22 protein-coding genes are annotated in these 26,321 nt (G+C 52.3%); 11 read left to right on the top strand and 11 right to left on the bottom strand.

Annotation, left to right across the window (positions count from 1 at the left end; genetic code table 11):
* Positions 1-1,194: 1,194 nt before the first annotated feature.
* From ACZ5FM_RS21170 to ACZ5FM_RS21180, 3 genes are all read right to left on the bottom strand, one after another.
* On the bottom strand, positions 1,195-2,142 hold the full coding sequence (locus ACZ5FM_RS21170; RefSeq protein ID WP_464040661.1) for a glycosyltransferase family 2 protein: 948 nt from the start codon (positions 2,140-2,142) through the stop codon (positions 1,195-1,197).
* A 36-nt stretch (positions 2,143-2,178) separates the two neighbouring features.
* Entirely contained in the window at positions 2,179-3,012 is an 834-nt protein-coding gene (locus tag ACZ5FM_RS21175; protein WP_464040662.1) for a glycosyltransferase, read from the bottom strand.
* A gap of 1,194 nt (positions 3,013-4,206) precedes the next feature.
* The gene (locus ACZ5FM_RS21180; RefSeq protein ID WP_464040663.1) at positions 4,207-4,806 is read right to left on the bottom strand and encodes an SGNH/GDSL hydrolase family protein; all 600 of its coding nucleotides are present in this window, start codon (positions 4,804-4,806) and stop codon (positions 4,207-4,209) included.
* 324 nt (positions 4,807-5,130) lie between these two features.
* Between ACZ5FM_RS21180 and ACZ5FM_RS21185 the strand changes: the two genes are divergently transcribed.
* The 7 genes from ACZ5FM_RS21185 (at position 5,131) to ACZ5FM_RS21215 (ending at position 11,887) form a co-directional block, all read left to right on the top strand.
* Entirely contained in the window at positions 5,131-6,015 is an 885-nt protein-coding gene (locus tag ACZ5FM_RS21185; protein WP_464040664.1) for a dihydrodipicolinate synthase family protein, read from the top strand.
* A gap of 24 nt (positions 6,016-6,039) precedes the next feature.
* A complete protein-coding gene (locus ACZ5FM_RS21190; protein ID WP_250985263.1) occupies positions 6,040-6,699 on the top strand; it encodes a GntR family transcriptional regulator in 660 nt (219 codons plus the stop codon).
* A 77-nt stretch (positions 6,700-6,776) separates the two neighbouring features.
* Positions 6,777-8,108 (top strand): ABC transporter substrate-binding protein, encoded by a 1,332-nt coding sequence (locus tag ACZ5FM_RS21195; RefSeq protein ID WP_464040665.1) that lies wholly within the window; start codon positions 6,777-6,779, stop codon positions 8,106-8,108.
* Positions 8,108-9,046 carry a carbohydrate ABC transporter permease gene (locus ACZ5FM_RS21200; protein WP_464040666.1) on the top strand — a complete coding sequence of 313 codons (939 nt, stop codon included), beginning with the start codon at positions 8,108-8,110 and terminating at the stop codon, positions 9,044-9,046. Before ACZ5FM_RS21195 ends, ACZ5FM_RS21200 begins: the two co-directional genes overlap by 1 nt.
* On the top strand, positions 9,046-9,867 hold the full coding sequence (locus ACZ5FM_RS21205; RefSeq protein ID WP_464040667.1) for a carbohydrate ABC transporter permease: 822 nt from the start codon (positions 9,046-9,048) through the stop codon (positions 9,865-9,867). Before ACZ5FM_RS21200 ends, ACZ5FM_RS21205 begins: the two co-directional genes overlap by 1 nt.
* A gap of 50 nt (positions 9,868-9,917) precedes the next feature.
* Positions 9,918-10,973, top strand: a complete 1,056-nt coding sequence (locus ACZ5FM_RS21210; protein WP_464040668.1) for an ABC transporter ATP-binding protein — start codon at positions 9,918-9,920, stop codon at positions 10,971-10,973.
* Positions 10,970-11,887, top strand: coding sequence for a sugar kinase (locus ACZ5FM_RS21215; RefSeq protein WP_464040669.1), 918 nt, complete (start codon positions 10,970-10,972; stop codon positions 11,885-11,887). Before ACZ5FM_RS21210 ends, ACZ5FM_RS21215 begins: the two co-directional genes overlap by 4 nt.
* Before the next feature lie 21 nt (positions 11,888-11,908).
* Here the strand turns inward: ACZ5FM_RS21215 and ACZ5FM_RS21220 are convergent, their stop codons facing one another.
* On the bottom strand, positions 11,909-13,219 hold the full coding sequence (locus ACZ5FM_RS21220; RefSeq protein ID WP_464040670.1) for a sensor histidine kinase: 1,311 nt from the start codon (positions 13,217-13,219) through the stop codon (positions 11,909-11,911).
* Between the two features lie 19 nt (positions 13,220-13,238).
* The gene (locus tag ACZ5FM_RS21225; protein WP_192489437.1) at positions 13,239-13,892 is read right to left on the bottom strand and encodes a response regulator; all 654 of its coding nucleotides are present in this window, start codon (positions 13,890-13,892) and stop codon (positions 13,239-13,241) included.
* A 1,092-nt stretch (positions 13,893-14,984) separates the two neighbouring features.
* Between ACZ5FM_RS21225 and ACZ5FM_RS21230 the strand changes: the two genes are divergently transcribed.
* Positions 14,985-16,061, top strand: coding sequence for an acyltransferase family protein (locus ACZ5FM_RS21230; RefSeq protein ID WP_464040671.1), 1,077 nt, complete (start codon positions 14,985-14,987; stop codon positions 16,059-16,061).
* 101 nt (positions 16,062-16,162) lie between these two features.
* Here ACZ5FM_RS21230 and ACZ5FM_RS21235 read toward each other — a convergent pair whose 3' ends face one another.
* From ACZ5FM_RS21235 to ACZ5FM_RS21255, 5 genes are all read right to left on the bottom strand, one after another.
* Positions 16,163-18,181 (bottom strand): SGNH/GDSL hydrolase family protein, encoded by a 2,019-nt coding sequence (locus ACZ5FM_RS21235; protein ID WP_464040672.1) that lies wholly within the window; start codon positions 18,179-18,181, stop codon positions 16,163-16,165.
* Between the two features lie 28 nt (positions 18,182-18,209).
* The gene (locus ACZ5FM_RS21240; RefSeq protein WP_464040673.1) at positions 18,210-18,602 is read right to left on the bottom strand and encodes a transposase; all 393 of its coding nucleotides are present in this window, start codon (positions 18,600-18,602) and stop codon (positions 18,210-18,212) included.
* 166 nt (positions 18,603-18,768) lie between these two features.
* Entirely contained in the window at positions 18,769-18,993 is a 225-nt protein-coding gene (locus ACZ5FM_RS21245; protein ID WP_464040674.1) for an IS110 family transposase, read from the bottom strand.
* Positions 18,994-19,186: 193 nt separating this feature from the next.
* A complete protein-coding gene (locus ACZ5FM_RS21250) occupies positions 19,187-19,561 on the bottom strand; it encodes a diacylglycerol kinase (protein ID WP_464040675.1) in 375 nt (124 codons plus the stop codon).
* 5 nt (positions 19,562-19,566) lie between these two features.
* Entirely contained in the window at positions 19,567-21,186 is a 1,620-nt protein-coding gene (locus tag ACZ5FM_RS21255) for a phosphoethanolamine transferase (protein WP_464040676.1), read from the bottom strand.
* 327 nt (positions 21,187-21,513) lie between these two features.
* Here ACZ5FM_RS21255 and ACZ5FM_RS21260 point away from each other — a divergent pair, with 327 nt between their 5' ends.
* Positions 21,514-22,230, top strand: a complete 717-nt coding sequence (locus ACZ5FM_RS21260) for a FadR/GntR family transcriptional regulator (RefSeq protein ID WP_250985271.1) — start codon at positions 21,514-21,516, stop codon at positions 22,228-22,230.
* Here the strand turns inward: ACZ5FM_RS21260 and ACZ5FM_RS21265 are convergent.
* A complete protein-coding gene (locus ACZ5FM_RS21265; RefSeq protein ID WP_250985272.1) occupies positions 22,199-23,626 on the bottom strand; it encodes an aspartate ammonia-lyase in 1,428 nt (475 codons plus the stop codon). The two genes, ACZ5FM_RS21260 and ACZ5FM_RS21265, sit on opposite strands and share 32 nt — an antisense overlap.
* A 273-nt stretch (positions 23,627-23,899) precedes the next feature.
* On the opposite strand from ACZ5FM_RS21265, the gene ACZ5FM_RS21270 reads away from it, so the two are divergent.
* Together ACZ5FM_RS21270 and ACZ5FM_RS21275 are read left to right on the top strand one after the other, a co-directional pair.
* Positions 23,900-25,378 carry an amino acid permease gene (locus ACZ5FM_RS21270; RefSeq protein WP_464040677.1) on the top strand — a complete coding sequence of 493 codons (1,479 nt, stop codon included), beginning with the start codon at positions 23,900-23,902 and terminating at the stop codon, positions 25,376-25,378.
* Positions 25,375-26,319 (top strand): asparaginase, encoded by a 945-nt coding sequence (locus ACZ5FM_RS21275; protein WP_464040678.1) that lies wholly within the window; start codon positions 25,375-25,377, stop codon positions 26,317-26,319. Before ACZ5FM_RS21270 ends, ACZ5FM_RS21275 begins: the two co-directional genes overlap by 4 nt.
* The last annotated feature ends 2 nt before the right edge of the window (positions 26,320-26,321 follow it).

Here is a 26,321-nt window from a genome sequence, read left to right on the forward strand (position 1 = left end):
ACCTCTTCGCGTTCGTTCCGTGTATTCCTGAACGTAATGGGGGTATATGGGTGAACCGTGGAAATAATTTGACCTACTATATTTGTCGGACAAAATGTTGAATAACCCAAGATTTGTAAACGTGCTCTTTCCTGATTTTGAGGCAGAAAGTACATCATGAATTACAAGAAATATCGCCTCGACACGATGCGTCGGATCATGGAAGTGTGGTATACAGGTAAGGTGATTTCTTAGTGAAGTGGCATGAGCTAGCAACTAGTGTCTGAATGGTGGGAGAGGCTCTTCAACCCGAACGCCAAATGAGAAGATGAGGCAGAATTTATCAATCGGATGAAGAAGGGATTGGTTAGGGCTGCCGGAGAAAACGTTCTTTCGTTTCAGGCGCAGATCGGACTTTATCCACGCAGGGAAACATCAATTGAGCGCACCGCGAGATTTCATATTACCAAAAATGCAAAAATATTTTCTTCGCCGTTGTAATTTCTGGGAGTGTGGCACGAGATGTTTTTGGTCTTGTTGTGCCGGGCGACAGTTCTCGGGAACTGCTTGATTTGATCGATGCGAGTTTGCCACATACTCAAATTCGCATGATAGGCATTGTGCCATGGGAGGAGGTGATCGACCTAACGTTCCACTTCAGCAAGGGGACTACGAGGTCTGCTGACGTAGCGGTGTAATACGGGTCAGACACCAGAAGTTTCTCCGGCCCACTGCGCAAAACTAGAGGGCGCCTTTTGCCGTTTTATTGTGCTAAAAGTTTTGTCGTAAAACTGTTCCTCCTCCACTAAAACCTGCTCTGAGCCTTCTTTTGTGTGGTGCTGATGTGCTAAGAAAAAATGCTGACATTATCTGAAAGACTGTTTCACGATGCGTTTGTAGGAGTGCGGCCAATGTCAATTGGTCAGCCAAACGTATAATCTGGCCGTAGAAGAAATTTCCTTCTCAATTTGTCCCACTTATATCACACGACGAGCAGTTCACTTCAAACACCTTCGATGCCGTTTGTATATTGGACGTTGCGATGGCAAACCTTCCAGTCTTCCAGCCGCGAGACGCCTGCGTATGATCGGTGTTCATGAGATTATCACGAACCTCGACACCCTAATAAAGAGAATTCCTAGAAGAGGCGTCTGCGTATTTGGTGCGAAATTTCAAATCATGTAACAATTAGTTTGGCCACCTCAGAGAATAAATCTATGCGTTAGTTTTTACTCGCTGATGATTAAAAAAACGCACCGCGGCTTTCGGTACTTCGCCAATTAATGTTGGATGCTTCAATAAACGGGTAGACGCTGAAATCAATCTGCCGGCCCTGATGTCTTCAACCACATTTCCCCAGTCAGACATCCTGTTTAGCTCAAGAACCCGATTATAAAGAAGATTCTGTGATGTTTGAGACAATAATGGCTTTAGCTCCGTGAGCAGAGCTTCGCAATCCGTTGCCATTGCAGCTAGCGGGACTTTCTTGGAAAAACTCAGTGATCCCCTCCGTCTGTAATAAATATAAGTAGGGTCACCATGACCGAAAAACTTTTGCGTTGACACGACAGCTCGCGCAAGCATGCAGAAGTCCTCTCCTACGCTTATATTTGTATCGAACCTAATTCTTTCTCTTTCCAGAAACGCTCTCCTATACATCGGCTTCATAAAACCAACGGACAACGAACGTATGCTTGACGCTGCATTTGCAAAAAAAAGCTCTTGGGTGAGCTGCAATTGGCTATGCCCGCTAAGGAAGGGGAAGGCTTCAAATGTGTGAGTACCGTTTGGAAACCACCTTACACTTTGGTTGTCAACCACGATATCTGCATCGGTGGAGTTGGCTAATCCAAGCAAAAGTTCAATGCGGTTCTTCTCGTATGCGTCGTCAGCGTCCAAGAACGTTACATAGGCCCCACGAGCCTCGGCAATTCCTACATTTCGGGCACTTGATGCACCCATGTTCTCTTTCTGTCGAATAAGACGAACCCTAGTGTCTCCGAAGCTCAAACGTTCCACGATTTCTTTGGAGTTGTCTTCAGAGCAATCATCAACAATCAAGCATTCGATATCCGAATGGGACTGCACCAAAACCGAGCTTAAGGCGTTTTCGATGAACAGTGAGGCATTGTAACAGGGAATAATTATGGTAACCAATGTCATATACTTGTTCCATGCGGCAATAAGTAGACCATAATTTTAGTTTCGCGACAGGGCGGTGTATCCCAATTTTGCGACTGCTCGGCAGATTTCATAGCACTGCCTCAACGGATGAATAACTATATTCTCAAGTGCGATAGAGGTGTTTTTTTCATGAGCGTTTCTAGACAAAAATCTTAGGCAGCCAAAAAGACTCTCTTCTGAACGCAGAGGTATTCTCTTCCCCTTAATTCGGTTCGAGACGTTTGCGCCATGAACCAATTGCAGCCATGCTGGGGGGCCTTGCAGTTGGACTACATCTGCAAGCTTTTGAATATCAACGTGGTTTTCACCCCAAATCGTTTTAATCTTATCTCCCGTCGGTTCAAGCAATGAAGCAAAAGGGTTGCTGTCGTCTTGCGTGCGATAAAGGCGATTAGTTTCACCGACAGAAAGTATAACTCCGTCCGGAAAATTTATTACCATCGGCCGAAGCTCTTGCAGTGAATTTCGTAATCTCTCAGCGAAGTCGACTGCCAACACGTCGTCGCTATCTAATCTCGTCGTTAGTAACCATTCGCTCTTACTATCTGATCCGAATATTTGCGGAACAATTTCTTTCATGCGAAAAAGACCGGTATAAACCGCCTTGAATGGAAAAATGCTCTGTAAACGCGATATTTCTTTGCGATATTTTTCAGGAGTTTGTTCGTCGAAAAATATGATCCATTCGAAATCCTGATTGGATTGCATTTGAACACTCGGAAGGCAGTAGCGTTCGAAGAGTTCGAAGCGACCGTCCAGCCATCCCTGGCGTAGTCGTATGGAATGTTCACGACCAGGTGAGGCGACGTTGAATCTCGTCAATATTACATGTCTAATTTTTCGCTCCATAACTCACCTTATATCTTGCGTTAATAGTTCGAACCGCCACGTAGCGTAGAACTTCTTTAATATTATTTCGTTCAAAAAAACACCGTGATGTGCGTCGCAACATAGAACAGGTGCGCGCACCTGTCACGACCTTATGTGTTTCCTTCAAGCGGTCGTCAAAAGGCAATTTAGACGACGTTGTCGAAGCGTGATAATGTCCGCCAGACCTTTCCTAGGTAAATTGGTTGATGAGGTTTCAACGGTGCTAGGCATGAGCTCTCATTAGTGTGAAAAACTCGACAGAAGTACTACGTCGATGGATGGTGAGCGCAAGCAGCGTGATCAATGCGATCAGGTGGCGCAAGAAAGAAATGGTTTTCTTCACCGCGTAGTGATGCACATGGAAATATTGTCCGTGTATTTCCACCAATTATGCAAGGTGACATACTTATTCATTGCACTGTCATTATTGGTTTTCAGGCGAAAATGCGCCGTATTCGGCATCATTGCTGCGTAATTTACATGTATAGATGAAGAACTCGCCTGAAAGCCGAGACGTCAAAGGCACACGCCATGCCGATGTGCTTTTGAAGTCAAGTGGAGAGGAGTATGGTCTACATTTATCGCAAGCTTCATTGCGGCCTTCTCGAACAGGGTGAATGTGCTGCCCGAACTCGTTGCGAATTTTGCTCCTCTTGCGAAGATAAAGCGCACGTTAGCTTTAGCCCCATAACCTCGTCTGCTTCGTTCCATCTCGGGCACGGCGTTCGAGGTGGCGATCACACTGCCCAATTAACCCTACAATCCATGGAGTTGCGCGGTTGCCATCTCTTGCGATCTCCCTATATGCTCAGCTCGACTAAGCGGTCCCTCTTTTCGTCTGATTAATGATGGCGATGAGAAGTATCTAGGGCGAACAAGTTTCAACGGTGGAATAATTGTAAAAACACGCGGCCTATGTAGCCGAAACGGGGTAGTTTATCTGTCAGCTGCTATTAAGCCGAAGGCATTTTCATGCAAACTGCTTAAAAGATGACAAGATGCAGGGTCAGATTGCAAATCAAATATAGATTAAATTCGGACTGCGAGTCGCTTGCAGGTCTGATTGTCTTGTCGGTCGAAATCAACGGTTCGTGATAGAGTTCTGCATTGCGAGGCATCAATGTGGCGGGTTGTTTTGCTGGGATTCGATGTAATATATTAACGCTATGGCTTTTAGCCATTTCCCTTGCAAAGATAAGGCGTCATGATCGACGTGACGATACGGGCAGCGGCTTCGGGCCTGGGGTGTAATCCGTCAGGAATGGCGGATTCCAGCTCATTTTTTGTCATTTTGGACCAGCCGGGATAATAGTCGACATATTCATAACCGCGGGCAAGTGCCTCGTTGCGTTGCATGTCGATATACCATTCCAGTAATGGGCGCATCGATCCGCGCATTCCGGAAACCGGGTTCATGCGCGTCATGATCACCCGGGTCGCGGGCAGTTCTTTTTTTAGACGATCAAAAACAAGTGCGATGTTTGTGCGGCTGCGCTCGCGCGTCATCAAACGGTTGATGGCTGCGTCATTGGCATAAAACTCAATCAGCACAATATCTGGTGCAAGTCGGACAACATCATCGACATGCGAAACGGCCCAGTCTGATGTGCCGCCGCTTTGAGCAACCTTGAGCACTTCAACTTGCCGATTGAGGCATGAGGCGAGTGAGGTCTGTAACGGCACCTGCCAGCCACCCTGATTGGTCAGGGATGTTCCAAAGGAAACGATCCGCAGTGGCTTGGCATTATCCTGGGCCTGTGTTGGCGTCATCATGGCGCAACCCCAAATCAATGCTGTGACAGCAAGCCTGGACAGCTTAACCGGGCTTTCTACGATCATGTGCCTTACGTCAAAACGAGGAAACCACATCAATTCAATTGCGCCTTTATGATTGGCCACAGCTCGCCGGTGCCAGAGATATTACAGCATCGCATTAATTACCTGCGCTGAAAATAGAAACATAAACAACCGGTAACGAATAATTTCTTATCCGCAAAATGCCTGTCATATCATTCGTCCACAGGCAAACAATTATTGTGTTTACAACTGACATGTTACCTGAATATATTGCTGCTATCAGACTGGAGGAGCATTCAATTGACAACAGCTTTCGGCCTTTCGGCAGCTCTCACGACGCCTTTTGATGAAGCAGGCAATATTGCTTTCGCAACCATGACGCAGCACGCCAAGAACTGCCTGGCGTCGGGCTGCGACAGTGTAACCCTGTTCGGCACAACGGGTGAGGGAAGTTCAATCGGCAGCCGCGAACGAGGTGCGGTCCTCAAGGCGTTTGCAGATGCGGGCATTTCTGGCCGTCAATTTGTGGCTGGTGTGCTTGTTGATTCTGCTGAAGATGCAGCGGATCAGTCGGCGCAGGCTCTGGATGCCGGAGCGCGCAATGTTCTGCTGGCGCCGCCATCCTACTTCAAGAATGTGTCTGACGACGGCCTGTTTGAGTGGTTCTCCAAGGTGTTTGAACAGCTTGGCAGCAAGGCAAGAGACGTCATCGTCTACAATATTCCGTCGGTAACGATGGTGAAGCTCTCGGTCGAGCTGGTTGGCCGGTTGCGCAAGGCGTTTCCGGGCGTCGTGACCGGTGTGAAGGATTCCGGTGGTGACTGGGCACATACCGAGCGTCTTTTGAAAGAACATGCAGACCTGATCATTCTGATCGGTGATGAGCGACATCTTGCCCAGGGTACGCGCCTTGGTGGCAAGGGCGCGATTTCGGGCATGGCAAATGTCATGCCGCAGGAAATTCGCGCCATGGCCGTCGATGGCAAGGAAGATCAGCGCGTCGTTGATCTCGTTGTGGAAATTTTGAAGTATCCGGTCACGCCTGCGGTGAAAGTACTGGTTGCCCGCACGACGGGTGACGCGGTATGGCACAATGTAAGACCGCCACTTGTAACGATTCCATCTGAGGAGCGGGAGAAGATTGGGCAGATTTTTGATGGGCTTTTTTCATCAAAAGCGGCTTGATTGACGGCAAGGTTAGAGGATTGCATGGACGAAACCGGCGAGCAGATCACTCTGAGGGAAAAGGCGTATGAAAGCTTCACGCGCCATCTGCTCGCTCGTGATGTCCGGCCGGGACAGTTCATCTCGCAACGGCAACTTGTTGGCCTGACGGGACTGACGCTGGGAGCAATCCGCGAGCTTATTCCACGGCTTGAGGCGGAAGGTTTGATAAAAACCGTTCCGCAACGTGGACTGCAAATTGCCCATATCGATATCAACCTCATCCGTGAGGCCTTCCAGTTCAGAATTCTGCTGGAGCGCGAGGCCGTGGCGCTGTTTACGCATTCCGCCAGCGATGAAGCCGTTCAGAATTTGCTGAAGCTGCATCGAGATATTGCGGCGGAACTTCAGGAGAAGGGTGCGTCTGCCGAGTTGGAACAGCGGGCACAGGCAACGGACTGGGGCATGCATAATGCCTTTGTGGATGCGATGGGCAACTCGATCATTTCGAATGCTTACCGCGTCAATTCGATCAAGATGCGTCTCATCAATCAGGAGCGTTTCCGCATCGATGGACGTGTCGGGCCAGTCATGGGGGAACATCTGGCCGTGCTTGAGGCAATTGAAAAGCGTAATGCCGAAGAGGCGGTGCAGAACCTGACCGCGCATATCAATAATGCGAGGGATCGTTCACTGGCAATATAATCAGGGCTTAACAGGCCTTTAGGGTATGAGAAGCAAGCCGTGCGGAGGAGTTGTACGGCAATAAGAGGAGGACTGGCATGACATCGTCATTATTGAGACCAACCCGCCGTACGTTTTTGGCGGCAAGTGCTGCCTTTGGTAGCGCAGCCCTGCTTGGCGCACGCACAGCATCGGCTGCCGTGGACTGGAAGAAATTCTCTGGCACCACGCTGGAAGTCAATCTCGTCAAAAGTCCACGCAGCGAGACGTTGATCAAGCATCTCAAGGAATTCGAAGAGCTGACCGGCATCAAGGTCAACGCCGAAGCCACTCCTGAGCAGCAGCAGCGCCAGAAGACGGTTATCGAGCTCAGCACAGGCAAGCCAAGCTTTGACGTTGTGCACCTCAGCTACCACGTTCAGAAGCGCCAGTTCGAAAAGGGCGGCTGGCTGGCTGATATCAGCGGTTTCCTGAATGATCCGTCTCTGACCGATCCATCACTTGTGGAAAGCGATTTTGCTGAGGCCGGCATGTTGTTTGCCAAGGATTCCAACGGCGTCCTGCGTTCGCTGCCATTCTCGGTGGATTACTGGATTGTCTACTGGAACAAGGAATTGTTCGAGCAGAAGGGGCTTTCCTATCCGACGACCTTTGAGGAACTGGTCGATGCTGCTGAAAAGATCACTGACCCATCGACAAACACTTATGGTTTCGTTGCGCGCGGTCTGAAAAACGCCAACACGCCGGTCTGGACGTCGCTGTTGCTGGGCTACGGTTCCGGTCCTATTGATGCTGATGGAAAACTGCAGACGACCTCCAAAGAAGCGGTCGAGGCGGCAACGCTCTATCAGCGTCTGATGACCAAAGCGGCACCTCCAGGTATATCCGGCTTCAATTGGGCGGAAGCACAGTCGGCCTTCCTGCAGGGCAAGGTCGGCATGTGGTTCGACGGCGTTGGTTTTGCACCGCCAATCGAAGATCCGCAGAAGTCCCGCGTTGTTGGGAAGGTCGGTTATGGTGTCATGCCAAAGGGACCAGCGACACAGGCTGCCGGTACCTTCGGTGACGGTCTTGGCGTGACCGAGGCCAGCACCAAAAAAGAAGCAGCTTACCTGTTCTGCCAATGGGCGATTTCGCATGAAATGGGTGCCCGCCTGCTGCAGGCCGGTGCCGGTGTACCGTTCCGCCAGTCCATTCTTGAAGATGCCAAGGTGCGTGAAGGCGTGAAAATGCCAAGTGCATGGCTTGATGCCGTTTCCGGCTCGGGCAAGGTATCCAAGCTGGCTCTGCCGGTCATCATTCCGGTGACGGAATTCCGCGACATCTATGGTGTTGCGCTTACCAACATGATTGGCGGCGCTGATCCGGCCGCTGAACTGAAGAACGCAACAGCCCAGTTCGAACCCGTACTGGCACGTAGCGAGGGGTAATGACAGCCGTGAGCATCGATAATACGATGACGCAAGGCAAACACGTAAAAAAGAGCAAGCCTTCACGGCTTGCTCCCAATTACTGGCCTTTCGTTCTTCCCGCCCTAGTGGTCGTTGCGGCCGTGATTGTTTTTCCCTGGGCGTTCACCCTGTGGATGAGCGTCAATAGCTGGACACTCGGCCAGGAACGGGTCTTTGCCGGTTTTGCCAATTATGTGCGGCTGGCCCAGGATATGCGCTTCTGGGAATCCCTTTGGCATACGACGGTCTACACAGTACTTTCTGTCGTTTTACCACTGTTTCTCGGGACACTCGCGGCTCTTGTATTCGATGCAAAATTCCCGCTGCGTGGTTTGCTTCGCGGTGTGTTCGTCATGCCAATGATGGCAACACCGGTTGCTGTGGCGCTGGTTTGGACAATGATGTTCCACCCACAGCTTGGTGTACTCAACTATCTGCTGTCCTTCATCGGTATTGGTGCTCAGGAATGGATCTATAACCAGTCGACGGTTATTCCTTCGCTGGTGCTGGTAGAAACATGGCAGTGGACACCGCTGGTTATGCTGATTGTGCTTGGTGGTTTGGCGGCCGTGCCGCGCGAGCCCTATGAAAGCGCTGAAATCGATGGCGCAAATGCCTGGCAGAAGTTCCGTTTCCTAACATTGCCGATGATCGCGCCATTCCTGATTATCGCTGTCATCATCCGCTCGATTGATGCCGTGAAAAGCTTCGACATCATCTATGCGATGACGCAGGGTGGTCCGGGCACGGCTTCGGAGACGATCAACATCTATCTGTATAATACGGCCTTTGCCTATTACGACATTGGTTATGGCTCTGCCATGGCAGTGGTTTTCTTCCTGGTCATTATCGCGCTTTCCTTCGTGCTTCTGATGGCACGCCAGCGTGCAAACTGGTCTAATGCGGAGGGACGCTGATGAAACGCAAAACACTCGACAGCATCGGCATGTTGTTCGTAGCCGTTGTGATGGTGTCGCCCGTCATCCTGTTCTTTCTTTGGATGATATCGCTGTCACTTAAATATGAAATCGACAACGGCGCATACCCGCCCATTCTCATTCCAGAAAACATCGCATGGTCGAACTATGCAAAGGTTTTTGAAGAGAATAACTTCCTGCTGTATTTCTGGAATTCCGTGCTGGTGACAGGTGCTGCGACGATCTTGGCACTCATCATCGGTGTGCCGGCTGGTTACGGCATTGCCCGGTTGAAGGCGGAAAAGTCGGCGGTAGTCATCATGATCGCCCGTATGACACCCGGCCTCTCGTTCCTCATTCCGCTGTTTCTGCTGTTCCAATGGCTGAACCTGCTCGGTACCCTATGGCCGCAGATCATCATTCACCTCGTGGTAACTGTGCCAATCGTGGTCTGGATCATGATTGGTTACTTCGAAACGACGCCCATGGAGTTGGAAGAGGCAGCCAGCATTGACGGCGCAAGTTCGTGGCAGGTGTTCCGTCTGGTTGCCTTGCCGATTGCCAAGCCGGGTATCGTGGTGTCGTTCATTCTGGCGCTGATCTTCTCATGGAACAATTTCGTCTTCGGTATTGTCCTTGCCAGCCGTGAGACCCGTACTTTGCCGGTTGCCGTTTACAACATGCTGTCCTTTGAACAGGTCAGTTGGGGACCACTTGCAGCGGCTGCGCTGATTGTGACTCTGCCAGTTCTTCTGCTGACAATGTTTGCACAAAAGCAGATTGTCGCAGGTTTGACGGCAGGCGCGGTCAAGGGCGGTTAAGCGGGCTAAACGCCCGTTCACGAAACGATTTTCGACAGGAATAGATACATATGGCACCCGTCAGTATTCAAAACGTTCAGAAACACTATGGCGCCGTCAAGGTCATTCACGGCATCAGCGTTGACATCACGGATGGAGATTTTGTTGTCCTCGTTGGCCCATCGGGTTGCGGAAAATCCACGCTGCTGCGCATGATTGCCGGACTTGAAGAACTGAGCGACGGCGAAATCCACATCGGTTCTCGTGAGGTTTCGCATCTGCCGGCGCGCGATCGTGATATCGCCATGGTGTTCCAGAACTACGCGCTCTATCCGCACATGACTGTGGCCGAAAATATGGGCTTCGCACTGAAGCTCAAAAAAGCAAGCCCGGCGGAAATCAAGGAAAAGGTCAACCGGGCAGCGACCATTCTTGGCCTTGATGCATTGCTGGAAAGATACCCGCGCCAACTGTCTGGCGGCCAGCGCCAACGCGTTGCGATGGGACGTGCCATTGTGCGCGACCCCAAGGTCTTCCTGTTCGATGAACCGCTATCCAACCTCGATGCGAAATTGCGCGTGCAGATGCGCGGTGAAATCAAGGCGATGCATCAGCGTATTGGTACGACAACTATTTACGTGACGCATGACCAGGTTGAAGCCATGACTATGGCAGACAAGATTGTGGTTCTGCATGACGGGTACATCGAACAGGTTGGCGCGCCGCTGGAACTCTATGACCGCCCGGCCAATATCTTTGTCGCGGGCTTCATCGGTTCACCATCGATGAATTTCATCGATGGTCGTATCGAGGAAGGTATTTTCCGGACGAAAAACGGATTGACCTTGCCACTGCCGAAGGACGTGGCTGCCTCGGCTCATGGCCGTGACCTGGTTTATGGCATTCGTCCCGAGCACATCAGGGCTGCTGCCGGAAACATTGAAGGCACGGTCACACTGGTTGAAGGCACTGGCTCTGAAATCTATGCCAAGCTGAATTGCAAGGGTGATGAAATTGCCTGCCTGTTCCGCGAACGTCTCAATATTCAGTTTGGCAGCACGGTCGGCATTGCCGTAGATACGGATCATATTCACCTGTTCGACAAAGAAACTGGCAAGCGTATTTGAGCAACGTGACAAAGCGTATTCTGTGTGTCGGGGCATCCGTCCTCGACACAATCTTCCGAGTTCATGACCTGCCAAAGGGCGAAGGCAAATTATTGCCTTATGACATGCTGGAGATTGCCGAGGGCATGGCAGCCAGTGCTGCTTATGCCATCGTTCGATTGGGCGGGCATGCCAGCCTTTGGGGTGCGGTTGGCAATGACGAAACCGGTGTCCGGATTTTGCGTGATCTCGGTCACGACGGTATCGACATGTCCGGCATGACGATTGCTGAGGGTGCCCGTTCAGCACTATCGACCATTCTGGTCGATGATCTTGGTGAACGACTGATCGTACCATTTTACGACCATCGCTTGCATGATACGGCAAAGACCTTTGATGATGCCGAGATCGCCGGATTTGATGCCGTGCTGGTGGATGTTCGCTGGCCGAAGCTGGCGCTTGTGGTGTTGCAGGCCGCAAGGCGCGTTGGCATTCCTGCCATTCTGGATGGAGACGTTGCTCCGGTCGAGGTCTTAGAGCGACTGGCACCGGCGGCCAGCCACATCGTGTTTTCCGAGCCTGCCGCGACAAGTCTGACTGGTCTGGACGATGTCACCGATATGTTGCTGGCCTTGCGGAAAAAGTTGCCGGATACACTTTTGTGCATTACGGCCGGCTCAAAAGGCTGTTTCTGGCTGGAAAATGCCTCCAGCACAGTGCAGCATCAGGCGACCTTGACTATCAAGGCGGTTGATACCCTGGCTGCTGGCGATGCTTTCCACGGTGCCTTTGCATTGTCCATCGCCGAAGGTTTGCCACTGCGCGACACGATGCGACTTGCCTCTGTCACAGCCGCACTGAAATGCGAAGTGTTTGGTGGCCGTCGTGGCATGCCGACCAGAGCGCAAGCGCAAGATGCGCTGGAACGTCTGTAAGGTCGCTTTCCAGTTATTTGGCTAGAAGGTCAAAATGGCTTCAAAGCCATCTTTTTTTCCTGATGCGGGTGACGAGAGAGTGAGTTTAGCGTTCATCTTCTCTACGAGATTGCTAACGATCGCCAGACCAAGACCAGAACCGGAGGCCTTGGTTGGCCCACGGGTGAAGCGCGCCGTCAACCCGGCGAGATCTTCTGGGCTGATCAGTTCGCATTCGTTGGCAACACGCAGGCGATTGCCGTTTTCGACAGAAATTTCCACCATGCTGTCTTGCGGGCTGTGCACCAGGGCATTTTCCAGCAGGTTGCGAATGACAATGCCAAAGGCATCCGGATTGATGTGGCGTTCAAGTTGCGCGTCTTTGCGAAGCTGAAGATTGATCCGACCGTCACCACTTGACATTCTTTCGAGGTCGCCCACGACGACCTTTATCACCGGAACGAGGTCTGTCAGCGTATCGGAAATACCGATGCCGGCATCGGCGCGCGACATCTGGAGAAGCTTTTCTGCCAGACGACCAAGGTGTGACAGTGACTGTTCAATCTGGTCGATGCGTGTTGAAAACTCCGTCGGCACTTCTGCTTTCAGACGCTGTGCCTGGGCAAGCGCGCCCGCAATCGGCGTGCGCAATTCATGGGCACTGTTGGAGGTAAATTCCCTTTCCGCTTCGAGGGATAACCGCAGACGTTCAAGCAACAGGTTCACTGAACGGGCGATCGGATGTAACTCGGCCGGCAGGGGGCTTGCATCAACAGGCACCATATTGCCGCTGTCTTTGCGTCCGATATCGTCCCGCAGTTCTTGGATCGGGTACAAGGTGCGACGAACCACAAAGATAACCGCAGCGATGCTGGCAGGGATCAGAATGATAAGCGGCAGGAACAACGCCACGCTTGCTTCAACAATAGCTTCGCGGCGATTGGCAAAAGCATCTGCCACCTGCAGGAAAATCGCACCATCAGGGGATACGGCGGTATAGATGCGCTGTGTAGACGTGTCTGCAAAACCCGCAACGAGCGGCACATCAAAGGGCTCGGTCGAACTGTCATGCGAATGAACAAGAACATGTCCAAGCCGGTCACGCGCCTGATAGGTCAAATACTCCTTGCCAGCGGCTCGCTGCGTTAAGTCTAGCTGCGCGGACGATACGCCACCTTCCTGGATGTCATTCACGACAAGCGGCAACAAGCGCTCAGCCGTTTCTTCAACGGCGCTGTCGAATATCTCTGCAAACTCGTCCTGCATCACCATGATGCCAAGGCTGGAGGCAAGCAGCCATGCCACCGCAACCACAGCGGTTACGGCGTAAACGAGCTTGCGTGTCATGCTCATTTTGGCGTTCATTGTTGCCTCAACGGATTGTGTAGCCAATGCCGCGCACGGTCTCGATGCGGCCATGCCCGATTTTTTTTCGCAGACGGCTGATGTAGACTTCAACCGTATTGCTCTCAATTTCAGCGCCGAATTCGTACAACGTTTCGCTGAGCTGGGTCTTGGAAACAAGTGCGCCGGGACGCTCGATCAATTTGTCCAGAACGGCCCATTCACGTGCGCTCAATGACACAGGCTTGCCGTGGACATCAATGCTGCGTACCGCCTGATTGATCTCGATATCCGGCAGGGTAACAACCGAGACCGACCTGCCTTCGTACCGACGTGAGACTGCCAGCATACGCGCCGTCAACTCGCCAAGATTGAAAGGTTTGACGAGGTAATCATCCGCACCTGCATTCAAGCCTTCAATTCGGTCGGAGACCTGATCATGGGCGGTCAGAATGATGACGGGTGTTGAATCATGGGCGGAGCGCAGGGTCTTGAGCAGTGTAAGCCCTTCACCATCGGGAAGGCGCAAATCCAGGAGCACCAGCCCATAATTGACTGTCTGCGTTGCAGCGATTGAATCTGCCAGGTTCTTGAACCAATCCACAGCATGGCCTGCGGCTGCTACGTGATCACGCAACGCCTCTCCAAGCACATAATCGTCTTCAACCAGAAGGACCCGCAAGACAACCCCATAAAGCGATTTGTCATTGCGTATTCTGTAAGAGGTCAAGGCGTCAAGCCATGACCTAATTGTCGAGGTTGAGGCAGTGTCTGTTTTCAGAAGCCAAATGACTGGCGCGGGCCTATAAAAACAGCACCGCATTGGCGATCGACAGGAAAATGACTTTTCTGGACCAATTCATATTGTTTGATGGCAGCATCAAAATCTACGTATTCGATACGGACTGCTGTTTGAGCATACACCGATATAAAAGAATGGAAGTCTAAAACGCTAACATCCGAAGTCATTTATTCAGACATTAGGCGTTCTTTGGCGAAACCTATCGAGGTGATGCATGGGACGCGCGCTACGCAATCAGCAAGCACAACTATGATGTTTCCCCAGACGAATCGCAGGACTTTATCAACAGTCTGATAGGTAAAGAGGCTGCGGAGTTTATCCGCGAGACTGGTACAGTAGTTGTAAATTATCCCCCAAAACCTAAGTACGCATAGAAGTGAGTACTGACAGTCGTTATCCATTTTAACCCACCAAATGAGGTTGGGGCGGCGTATGGACAAAGCGCGCTAGTAAATAGAAGAAAAATGCCCGTAAGGTAAATTCCGATCATGGAGACCAATATGCATCAATATTTGTTCATCGCAGTAGTTTTCCTGAACGCCGCAACAGCTGCCGCTCAAGAAGTTACAGATATACACGTTTCTAGTGGGTTGGAGCAGACGCTTGAAGGGTCTATTAGCGGCGAGGAAATCAAAATATTGAGCATCCATTCGGCCGTTGCGTCATCTCTCACCGTTACGATTAGTGGCACTCGTCGTTTTTGTAGCGTCGACGTGAGCTCTGATAGTAGGCCTATTTCCATAGAATACCGTGATTTTCCGGCAATAGTATCTGTTCGATCAAACGGACTAGACCCAATAAGACTTTCAGTGCTTCGGACAAGAGTGGCAATATTAAATAAAGCAACCTGCAATTACAAAGTGATAGTGAGATGATGGGGTGACGGCTTGTGGCTACTCATCTTTTGATTGCAATACCGTTTCCGGCAATATATCGAAAAATTGTTTTGTCGGTTCTGCCAAGGTTATAATATTGAAGCATATTAAAGAGCTGGATGGCCTGCGTGGTCTTCTATCCGTTTGGGTTTTATTTGGCCATGTTGTGGCCGCTGCCCCAATAAACAACTTCCTATTTGAGGAAAGACTATTTAACGAATATGCGGTGGCTATTTTCATCGTCATGAGTGGTTTTGTTATTGCCTTGGTTCTTGACGGTCGCCCTCAAAGCTACAAACAATATCTGAAACGTCGCTTCCTTCGTATTTTCCCAGCCTACTGGTTTTATCTTGCAATTTCGATTGCCATCGCGCCTATCGCGCTAGACACATGGCTTTCTTCGCCGGACGGCTCAATGCGGGCCTCACGCATCGAGATTAGCGCGGACACCATGCAGTACTACTGGCAGCACTTCGCGGCTCATGTCACGGCGTTACACGGCGCCATCCCTCGCAACCTCCTGCCTTCTACCGACTATGCCTTCCTTGGACAGGCATGGAGCGTGTCAATCGAGTGGCAATTCTACCTGATCGCACCCTTCGTAATTTTCTTCCTTCGTACCCCTCAAAGCGTGGCATCAACGGCAACAATGACGGCTTTCCTGCTCGGTCTTGTTGTGGTCGCGATCGTGATGCCCACAGGCTTCGTCGGCCGATGGGTTCTCCCTTTCAGCGTAGGGATAGGAAGCTTTTACGCTTTCAAACACTTCGAAGCGTTCATTGGGGTCCACGCCGCAAAGCTGACCGTGTTAGCTCTGGTGCTTGCCCTTAGTGTGAGATCCATTGACGCAATGCCGTATGCGATTTGGGCAATCGTTCTGGTCTCCGCGGCAACCTCTCGCTCTCCGCTTTCCATCGTTTTGAACAGCAGCCCGTTGCAAAACCTGGGCAAGATTTCCTACTCGGTGTACCTGTCTCACATGATTGTTCTCGTTTTTGCGATCCGCTGGCTGCCCGAAATTACTAGCCCCACCGCACATTTCCTTGCGCTGCTGTTCACGACAGCTGTTTTCACCGGCACTATATCTATGTTTTCGTACTTGTTCATCGAACAGCCATTTCAGAAGGTTGGACGGCGTAAAGCAGCACCGCCAATCGATGCTGTAGGGAGTTAAATTGAAGTCTCATCGATACATTCAACTGGACCAGGATTAACAACCCCCTCACGCTTGATCGAAGCATGAGGGGCGCGCGCTACAGCTGTTGGTGCCGATGTCTATGGCAGGTTCCATATCAGACGGGGGTCGCTCACCTTCCGAAGGATAGGGTTGCCGATCTTGATTGTGCCCGTCCCATCCAGCGTCGGGTTGAAGTGGATATCCATCAGCTCCTGTAGCCGGAAGCTCACCAGCCCCTTGCCAACGATGATCTGTGTTGGCTCGCTAATGAGAAGTCCGCTTAGTGCCGGCGTCCTCTTTCGTCCCGGCTCAGCGGAATTACTGGTTGAAACAATGCCGTTGAAACTTGCGATCCATCGAACTGTCGTCGTCGCGCCTTGCATGTCGATTTTCGGCCTGACTTCATTCCATCCGGCCCAATCATCGAACTCAACAGGAATAGCCAACCGTGCCCAATCGCCATCTGCAAACCCAGCTGTTGCGAAAGTCAGAGCCGCGCTCCGTGCAAAGCGGAACCGATGCTGGTCCAATCCGTCTGCGACAGGGGTAATCGTGAGAACCTGCTTGAAACGCCCCGTTGACCCAATAGCTTCCTGAGACCCCACAATTGTCGATGTGCCCGTCAAGCGGGTCAGCGCATAGCCAGTCGGGATCGTTCCAGAACCGATTGATGCATTGACGGCTGTCGTGCCTGTCATTGCATAATTCGGGAAGAGATTCGACACGGTTGGATCAGAGCTAAAGGTCTCACCAGCCGCGACCATTGTCTGGATTAAAGGAAGCACGACATTCACAGCCGCCTTGTAAGCGCCGGTGGGCGTCAACGCGTCGTAATAGGTTTGGCCTGTCGTCGGGATGGTGCGGACCTGCAACGCTTCCTTGTCGTTCCAAACGCTCGTGAGGTCTGCAACCTTGACACCGGTTCGGGACGACTGAGCCTTGATCCAGACATCAACGGCGTCATGAACAACAACTTGACCAGCAGACCATGATGGCCAAGCAGGCTGCAGGGTTGTGATGATGACGTGGATACCTGCATCAGTCAGCATGGCGAGGGCGAGATCAAGGTGTGCCGTGATCTGTGCGGCCGTCTGGCCACCCTGAACATCGTTATCACCGATTTCTAGGAACACGATGGCAGGAGTACGGGCAATGATGGCTGGGATCAGCGATAGCAGGCCTTTCGTGTTGCGAGCTGGTACGTTCGGGAGAACACCCCGAAGCGTTTCCGCCTCAACGCTGATGTTCGCACCGTCATAACCTTGCCTTGGGCGCATCGTGGGAATTGACCCACCAGTCCGGCCAAGGAAGTCGTTTGTGGTCTGCCAGCAATCGACATTCATGCGCCGGTCAAAGATACGGCACCACGGGATAATCCCGTAAGTCCAGTTTGAGCAAGCAACTTGTCCCGATGTGTCGCCACTGTATCGGTCGAGTTCGATGGACTGGTGCCCTGCCGATAGGAGCTTTGCACCTGCCGCCAATGGCAGCGCTGGCAGAGAAGCCGCTGCGAACACCGTCACGGTTTCCGTGACGCTTGCCACACCCGAGGCTGATACGGTGACAGCGAAACTGCCAACCGTGCTTGCCGCAGCTCCAACAACAAGACGCCAACCATCGGCCGAGTTTCCAGCCAGAGCAAGCCGTCCATCGTTAGGCAGGAATGTTGGAACGACACCATTCGGGACTGCATCAATATAGGCCACCAACGACCCTGCCGCTTTGCCTTGCCGGAAAGCGAGTAGCCCTGCAAGGATTACGGCGCGAGGAGCTTTAAAGATCAGTTGCGCGGTCACGGTTTGGGAGGCATCGCCCGAAGTTGCCGAGAAGTTGACCGGATATGACGCCCCTTGTTCGGCCCAGAAGTTGCCGACGTAGACGTTGGGATCGGTGCTGCCACCAGTTCCCTTATTGGCGACCGGGCCATTTGATCCGCCAGGGAGAGGTGTCGGCATTCGATAGGTTGTTGCACCCAGACCTAGACCGGCGAACGGGTCAGACAGTGTTCCGATAACGTCGCCAGGTGCTGCCTGAAGCGTCAAGTTGTCGTTTGACACGGTCAATACCGGAATAACCGGCCCCACACCGCCTTGATGAGCGACTGTATTGTTCGTCAAGTGTCTTTCCATGTTCTTCGATCCCTGATTATGGCGTTAAGGATTGTAAAAGTTTGCAAATTGTTCCGATGAATTTGGGTTTAACAGTCTCAGTAAGCCTATACCGTAATGTCTTATGGTTATTAGGATCGTATCGTCTGCCGACGAGAGTCGCTGTGAATAAGAAAGTGCGCCACTTTGATCCTCCACCACCGGTAAAGCTCGAGCCTTTCCGTTTGCCCGACGGCCGTGTCCACGGAGCAAGTCCAGCCAAGGCAGCGACCTGACGGCGATCAAGGCTTCCTAGTTCAGGGATTTCTGCCAGCAACGTACGTGCCGTGGCTGTCCCGACACCTGGAACCGATGTTAAAAGTGCCTCACGCACACGCCATACCGGTGACTTGCGGATATGATCATCCAGATCGGTATCGATACTTTCCATCTCACGCCTGAGAGAGACCAACAGTCGTTTGATGCTTTTCTGCGTGGGTTTGTGGCAGGCGTAGCCTGTTTTCCTCGGGCACGATCATCTGCACAATCTGCCGTCTGCGGTCGACAAGTGCCGACAATGCCTGGGTTTGCGCGTCACGCAGTGGCCGGATTGGCGGCTAGGTGGCCAACACAAAAGCCGCGATCACCTGCGCATCAATCTCGTCGGTCTTGGCGCGGCAACCAATGGCATTGGCATAGGAAGGCACGTTTGATGGATTGACGATAATCGCACATAATCCAATGGCAGACAGTGGGTGCCGCCAATGTTTCGAAACCACCGGTCCCGCGTCGAAGGCGATGAGAGCGGTGTGCTGCGCATTCAGGTGCTGTAGAAGTATCATCGATACCTGATGCAGGTTAAAGGTTGTATCAGTGCGGTGACATGATCACACAACGCCTCTACAAGCACATAATCGTCTTTAACCAGAAGGACCCGCAAGACAACCCCATAAAGCGATTTGTCATTGCGTATTCTGTAAGAGGTCAAGGCGTCAAGCCATGACCTGTCGTTCGAGACCGGAACAAGAGTACTTGTCATAAAAACAAGTGGCTGACGAGAGCATATAAGAACAGTACCGCATTGGCCGTGAGCAGGCAAAAAACCGCAAAAGAACCAAGGTCTTTAGCATGGCGGCCCGTCGTCGATATCTCCGGGGAAATACGGTCGATGATCTCTTCGACTGCCGTATTCAGCGCCTCAGTCGAGACAAGCGCCAGAAACAGGATGATGGCTGCGCATAGGATCGTCAGGCTAACGCCAAGAGCGAGATAAGTGGCCATCAAAAGCCCGAAGGCAAACACTTCATGGCGGAATGCGGTTTCCTTCCACGCCCGTTTGGCACCCGCTGCGGAATACCGTGTGGCGGCCAGCAAATGCGTGATGCCAGTCAGTTTTGTATAGTCTGGCATTACACTCATGAGACCTGGTTGCTCCGGCAACGGTTAAAGATATCCAGTTTCGGATCGTAGACCGAGGTCTGAACATTCATCATGCTCAGGATGCTGTGGAAAAAGTTGTCGTGGGAGTGAGCACCAGCCGTTGCTTCCTTTGCCATGCAGGCCCGGTCCAATCCCATGGATTCGGCAAAATCATTATCGAACCAGACGAGGAAGGGGACGTGGGTCTGTTGGTCAGGCGCCAGAAGATACGGCGTGCCGTGCAGGTAAAGCCCGTTTTCACCCAAGGACTCACCATGGTCCGATGCGTAGATCATGCCGGTTGCCAGTTTGTCAGAGTGCGATTTCAGCTTGTCGATGATCGTTGCCAGAAAATGGTCGGTGTAGAGAAGGGAGTTGTCATAGGAATTAACGATCTGCGCGTCGGTGCAATTGGCAAGCTCTGCGGTTTCGCAGTCAGGTGTGAACTTCTTGAATTCCTGCGGATAACGCAGGTAATAAGTCGGGCCATGACTGCCCATCTGGTGCAGAACGACAACGCTGTCCTTGGTGATGGAGTCGAGCCACTTGTCGAGGCGCTCCATGAAAATCTCATCCTTACATTCGCCTCCAGTGCAGAAACGAGGGTCATTTGTGGCAGCGAGATCGGTGAAATCGATACGATCGGCCACAGCCTTGCTGCCGGTATTATTGTCCCACCATGTGGCGCTGATACCGGCATGGGACAGAACATCCATCACGTTCTCATTGGCGAGACCCTTGGCATGGGTATATTCCGCGCGTGTGAATTTTGAGAACATGCAAGGGATCGATGTTGCGGTTGCCGTACCGCAGCTGGAAGTGTTCGGGAAGTAAACAATATCGCGCTTGGCAAGTTCGGGATTGGTGTCGCGGGCATAACCATTCAGCGAGAAGTTTGCTGCTCTGGCGGTTTCACCGGCAACGATGACGGTCACTCGAGGCTTTCTGACACCACCGGCCGATGCCATGACCTTGGCATCGAGGCCGATTGGCTCTGCGATGATTTTTGCTTCATGCCCGGCCTGCGTCAGGTAATGCACGGTGCTTGAAATCGGTGTGAGCGGATTGATGCTTTTTACAATGTCCCGGTGCTGGCGTATGGCGGTCGTGAATGTTTTCGAGTTTGCAAAACCGATGAAACCAACAATTGCCACGCAGCCCAGGACTGTCACGGTGTTGCGCATCAGTTTCTGCGGAAATGACCGGTGCCGGACGCGCACGAGGGCAAGAAAAAGTATTGGCAATCCGGCAAACATTGCCATGTAGGACCCGAAACCCCATGTCAGCAGATTGCCGGCTTCCGCAGGTGTCGTTTCAAACACGTTGCGCACCATGTCGCTGTCCACGATGACGCTGAAGCGATCAATGAACCAGGACGCTGATGCGGCAATAACGATCAGCGATGCCAGAAACGGCTTGATCAGATATTTGACCGAAAAGATCGTGATCATTGCGATGAACAATGCACTCATCGCGACGTAAAGTGCAGTAATCGCTACCGGGTAGGGCGAAAGATAGATGTGTATCTTGCTCCAGAACGTTCTGTTGAGGAAAAACAGCAGATAAAGTGCGCCCAGCGCGCTTAATGTTCCGCTGCCAATAACAGGACGAAACATTTCGATCCTGTCGGTTTTCACTGTGAGAAACGCCAATTTGCCACCCGTATTTTCGTTTTGATCATAAACCGGGCAATACTCTCCTTCAGTTTTTGAAGGTCGTGGGATGTGCATTTGCAACCGGCTCTGATGGCTAGATGTCCGGCTTTTCTGACACGAACCTGAATGGCGGTCGTGGGGTGTGTCAGTTGCGTCGAAAATCGCGTAACTTACAGAAATCAATTCCGCTTTTGGTTGTGATGTTGTAGTTCGATATCTGGCTAACAGATCTGCTGCCTTCGGGTGTGGCTTCTTGACAAAGCCCGGATGTTTGTGAAGGTTGCAACTATGAGTGAACTGGCTGATTGGTTATCTGATGCAAGTCCGATCAGTCGGAAGAACGCCGCTGAATCGGTGTTCGAAGATATTCGTTCTGCAATAACGTCTGGACGTCTGTCGGTTGGTGCACGATTACCATCCGAAAGCAGCCTTGCGGTTCGTTACGGGGTTAGCAGGCCGATTGTGCGTGAAGCTTTGCGTTCGCTGCAAACGCTGGGACTAACGCAAACACGTACGGGCAGCGGCACCTTCATTCTCACATCTACACCCAGCACCGAACTGAGTTACGGCAGTTATTCCGCACGAGATCTGATTGAGGCACGCCCCTTTATCGAGGTTCCTGCTGCTGGATGGGCGGCACTGCGCCGGTCTGATGAACAGGCTACGGCTTTGCTGCATCTGTGCGATGCTATGGATCGGCAAACAGATCCCCATAAATGGGTGCTGCTGGACTCTGAATTTCATACGTTGATTGCGGAATCGTCAGGGAATGCGGTTTTTGCTAAGATTGTGACCGATGCGCGGGGCGCTATTTCCCAGCAGTCAGAATTGCTGAACATGATGGCCCATCGCCGGGAAGCGTCCAACATTGAACACCGCCGGATTGCTCAAACAATCCAGGCGGGCAATGAGCAGGACGCAATCAAGGCGATGGAGGCGCATCTTGGTCAGGTCAAGCAGGTTGTGACCAGCATTATGGCTGCGGATCGCTCCCGGCAGTCATAAGATCCTGCAAGTTGGCAAGCCGCTCCGGCTTGAGTGCTTCCAGCAACTGTTCAGCGGTCAGGTAACCGCGGTCGAGTACGATTTCAGGGACGTTGCGTCCTGTGCTGAGCGCCTCGCGCGCAATTTGTGTTGCCGCATAATAGCCGATCAGCGGGTTGAGTGCTGTCGCAAGTCCGATGGACTCTTCCAGACGTAAGGCCATGATCGCTGGATTGGCGACGATGCCCTCAACGCACCGTTCTGCCAGTGTCAGGCAGGCGGCACTCAGGTGACTGATGCTGTCGGAGAGCGACCGCACAATGACAGGCTCAAATGCGTTCAGCTGCAATTGTCCGCCTTCCGCCGCCATCGTAATTGTGATGTCGTTGCCGATGACCGTAAACGCCACCTGATTGACGACTTCCGGAATGACCGGATTGACCTTGCCCGGCATGATGCTTGATCCGGCCTGAACGGCGGGTAGGGTGATTTCTCCGATGCCGGCGCGCGGACCGGAAGACAATAGTCTGAGATCGTTGCAGGTCTTGGACAGTTTGACGGCGATCCGCTTGAGAACGCCGGATAAGTGAACAAAAGCGCCAGGATCCTGCGTCGCCTCGATCAGATCGGCGGCGGTAACGAGCGGGCGTCCGGTCAGTTGGGAAAGATGTTCGCAGGCGCGGGCAGCATAACCAGCGGGCGCATTGAGGCCAGTGCCGATAGCCGTGGCGCCAAGATTGATTTCATGCAGGAGTGCGGCCGATTCAATCAATCTAGCTCTGTCTTCACCAAGCATCACTGCAAAAGTACGGAATTCCTGGCCGAGTGTCATCGGGACGGCATCCTGCAACTGCGTGCGGCCGACCTTCAAAATGCTATGGAATTCAACGGATTTTTTCTCAAATGCCTTCTGAAGCACGCCCATAGAATGAGAAAGGGCATCAATTGCTTCGATTAGGCCGACATTGATTGCCGTTGGATAGGCGTCATTGGTCGACTGACTGAGATTGACGTGATCATTCGGGTGAAGGCGCCCGTAGTCACCCTTTTCATGATTCAGCAGTTCAAGGGCGCGGTTGGCAATCACCTCATTGGCATTCATATTGGTTGAAGTGCCCGCGCCGCCCTGTATTGCATCAACGACAAACTGGTCGTGCAACGCGCCATCACGAATTTCACGGCAGGCTTTGACAATCGCTTCCAGTCGTTCCTGATCCAGCAGACCAAGCTCGTGATTGGCCAGTGCCGCGGCCTCCTTTACGTAGGCAAGGCCACGAATGAGGTATGGGTAATGACCGATCGATGTTCCGGTTATCTGGAAATTTTCAACGGCGCGTGCCGTGTGTACACCCCAATAAACATCTGTCGGAATTTCTTTTGGACCGAGCAAATCGTGCTCCGTACGCGTCGTGACCACATTGTCCTCCTATGGATCGTGACATAATCTGTATAGCTGTAAGACAGATTATGGCTTGTGTATTCCTGTCTGTTGCAAAGGTCAACTGAACAGAATCCTGCTTGACGGCGGGCCCATGCTGCGAATATGAGAAAATATCTGTCATACAGCATTACAGCATGCCAATTGAAATACGGTCCAGCGCAGCCTCCCACGGACGGCAAGGCGACACCGCATTCGCACTCGAAAGTGTAAATCACGATCCATTGCATACAGGGCTCAGAGGGAGGAGCTATGTCAGTCGAAAATCTTCAGAAAACATCCGATGACCGAGCGGTCTTTGCCGAGGAAGACCTCGGATACCATAAGGCGCTGAAACCGCGTCAAATCCAGATGATCGCAATCGGTGGCGCCATCGGCACCGGGCTCTTTCTTGGCGCCGGTGGGCGGCTGGCCATGGCCGGACCGGCGCTGGTATTCGTCTATGCGCTTTGCGGTTTCTTCGCATTTCTGGTGCTGCGTGCACTGGGTGAGCTTATCATGTACCGGCCAAGCTCCGGTTCCTTCGTGTCTTACGCACGCGAGTTCTACGGCGAAAAAATGGCCTTTGCCGTTGGCTGGATGTATTGGCTGAACTGGGCCATGACATCGGTGGCGGACGTTACGGCCGTTGCGCTCTACATGAACTTTTTCAAGCAATATGTTCCGTGGCTTGCCGGCATCGACCAGTGGGTCTTCGCGCTAAGTGCCCTGATCATCGTTCTTGCCATGAATCTTCTTTCAGTAAAGGTGTTTGGTGAGCTGGAATTCTGGTTCAGCCTTATCAAGGTCCTGGCGCTGGCGACATTTCTGGTGGTTGGCGTCTACTTCGTCATCTTTGGGACGCCGATTGAAGGCCACACTGTCGGTTTCAGTTTGATAACGCAGAATGGCGGCTTCTTCCCCAACGGAATATTGCCGGCCTTTGTGATTATTCAAGGTGTTGTCTTTGCCTATGCATCGATCGAGCTCATCGGCACGACTGCTGGTGAAACTGAAGATCCACGCAAGGTCATGCCACGCGCAATCCGCACTGTGGTTATCCGCCTTCTGGTGTTTTATGTCGGTTCAGTTTTGTTGCTTTCGCTGCTGTTACCGTACAGCGCCTATAAGGCGGGTGAGAGCCCATTCGTGACATTCTTCGGTGCTATTGGCATTGAAGGCGCTGATGTCATCATGAACCTCGTGGTTCTGACGGCGGTGCTGTCTTCGCTGAATGCAGGCCTGTATTCCACCGGTCGTATTTTGCACTCCATGGCAATTTCCGGTTCCGCACCGGCGGCACTTGCCAAAATGAATAAGGCCGGCGTTCCCTATGGCGGCATTGCCGTGACGGCTGTCGTGACTGTGATCGGCGTCATTTTGAATGCGATTGTTCCGGCAGCTGCATTTGAAATCGCGCTCAATCTTTCGGCTCTCGGCATTATCTGCGCATGGGGTGTTATCATTCTTTGCCAGCTCAAGCTGTGGCAGCTTTCTCGTCGTGGCCAGTTGGCCCGCCCTGACTTCCGCATGTTTGGCGCGCCATACACAGGCTTTCTCACGCTTATCTTCCTGTTCAGCGTGCTTGTCCTCATGGCCTTTGACTACCCGGCGGGAACATGGACAATTGCTTCCATCTTGATAATCGCTCCGGCGCTTGTCATAGGGTGGTATCTGCTTCGTGACCGAATCCAGCAAATCGCTAGCGAGCACAATCAATCTGACGTTCCAAGCAAGCGGGGCCTGCTGTGAAGTCGCAAAACATTCTTCCTCTGGTGGCGGTAATCGCCACTGGTGGTACGATTGCAAGCAAAAAAAGTGAGGACGGATCGAGCAAGCCGTCCCTCACGGGTGAAAACCTGTTGTCTGTTCTGCCGGATATGCAGGCAAGGCTAAAGCCGGTCGAGCTGATGGCGAAGGATTCGTCCAGCCTGACGCTCGCCGACATGCAAGACATCAGTGATGAAGTCGGCAGGCAGCTGCGTGACCCTGACATCGCTGGTGTTGTCATTCTCCATGGTACGGACGCCATGGAGGAGACTGCTCTTCTGGTGCATCTTCAGCACAAACTGAACAAGCCAGTTATCTTGACCGGTGCGCAGTTTACCGCAGACCATCCTGACGCCGATGGTCCGGCCAATCTGGCAGCGGCGATTGCTCTGGCTGTTGACCCTGCCAATGCAAAGCATGGTGTTCTCCTGGGTTTTGGCGGCAGTGTGTTGTCAGCATGGGGTTTATACAAATATTCGGCTGACGAAGCCGATGCTTTCCGACTTGCGCGGCCTGATATCTGTCCATTGCTGGACACCTTTGAAAAGTCCGTCAGCAATATCCGCGTTGATATCGCTGCGATTTACCCGGGCTGTCATGCTACACATCTCGATGCCAGTCTCATTGCTGGTGTTGACGGCATTGTGCTGGCCGCGCTGGGCTCCGGTAACGCCAACCCGGAAGTGGTACAGGCCGTCAAACGTTGCAGCGACACGGGTATTCCGGTTGTTGTTTCCAGCCGCGTTCCGACCGGTCTACTGGTGCCTGGCTACGGTGGTGGCGGTGGCGGTTATGACATGGGGGCAGCGGGGGCCGTGCATTCCAAAACACTACGGCCCGGTCAGGCAAGAGTTCTGCTTGCCGTTCTGGTTGCCAATGGTGTGACCGCAGAGGTGATCGCCAATTATTTCGGTGATCTGTAACG

The organism is Agrobacterium sp. 5Ca50 (assembly GCF_055381905.1).

Bases quoted from the DNA above. Each gene is read 5' to 3' on its own strand.
- ACZ5FM_RS21170 (WP_464040661.1), bottom strand. From the start codon at position 2,142: ATGACATTGGTTACCATAATTATTCCCTGTTACAATGCCTCACTGTTC.
- ACZ5FM_RS21175 (WP_464040662.1), bottom strand. From the start codon at position 3,012: ATGGAGCGAAAAATTAGACATGTAATATTGACGAGATTCAACGTCGCC.
- ACZ5FM_RS21180 (WP_464040663.1), bottom strand. From the start codon at position 4,806: ATGATGACGCCAACACAGGCCCAGGATAATGCCAAGCCACTGCGGATC.
- ACZ5FM_RS21190 (WP_250985263.1), top strand. From the start codon at position 6,040: ATGGACGAAACCGGCGAGCAGATCACTCTGAGGGAAAAGGCGTATGAA.
- ACZ5FM_RS21195 (WP_464040665.1), top strand. From the start codon at position 6,777: ATGACATCGTCATTATTGAGACCAACCCGCCGTACGTTTTTGGCGGCA.
- ACZ5FM_RS21200 (WP_464040666.1), top strand. From the start codon at position 8,108: ATGACAGCCGTGAGCATCGATAATACGATGACGCAAGGCAAACACGTA.
- ACZ5FM_RS21205 (WP_464040667.1), top strand. From the start codon at position 9,046: ATGAAACGCAAAACACTCGACAGCATCGGCATGTTGTTCGTAGCCGTT.
- ACZ5FM_RS21210 (WP_464040668.1), top strand. From the start codon at position 9,918: ATGGCACCCGTCAGTATTCAAAACGTTCAGAAACACTATGGCGCCGTC.
- ACZ5FM_RS21220 (WP_464040670.1), bottom strand. From the start codon at position 13,219: ATGAGCATGACACGCAAGCTCGTTTACGCCGTAACCGCTGTGGTTGCG.
- ACZ5FM_RS21240 (WP_464040673.1), bottom strand. From the start codon at position 18,602: ATGGAAAGTATCGATACCGATCTGGATGATCATATCCGCAAGTCACCG.
- ACZ5FM_RS21245 (WP_464040674.1), bottom strand. From the start codon at position 18,993: ATGATACTTCTACAGCACCTGAATGCGCAGCACACCGCTCTCATCGCC.
- ACZ5FM_RS21250 (WP_464040675.1), bottom strand. From the start codon at position 19,561: ATGCCAGACTATACAAAACTGACTGGCATCACGCATTTGCTGGCCGCC.
- ACZ5FM_RS21255 (WP_464040676.1), bottom strand. From the start codon at position 21,186: ATGTTTCGTCCTGTTATTGGCAGCGGAACATTAAGCGCGCTGGGCGCA.
- ACZ5FM_RS21260 (WP_250985271.1), top strand. From the start codon at position 21,514: ATGAGTGAACTGGCTGATTGGTTATCTGATGCAAGTCCGATCAGTCGG.
- ACZ5FM_RS21270 (WP_464040677.1), top strand. From the start codon at position 23,900: ATGTCAGTCGAAAATCTTCAGAAAACATCCGATGACCGAGCGGTCTTT.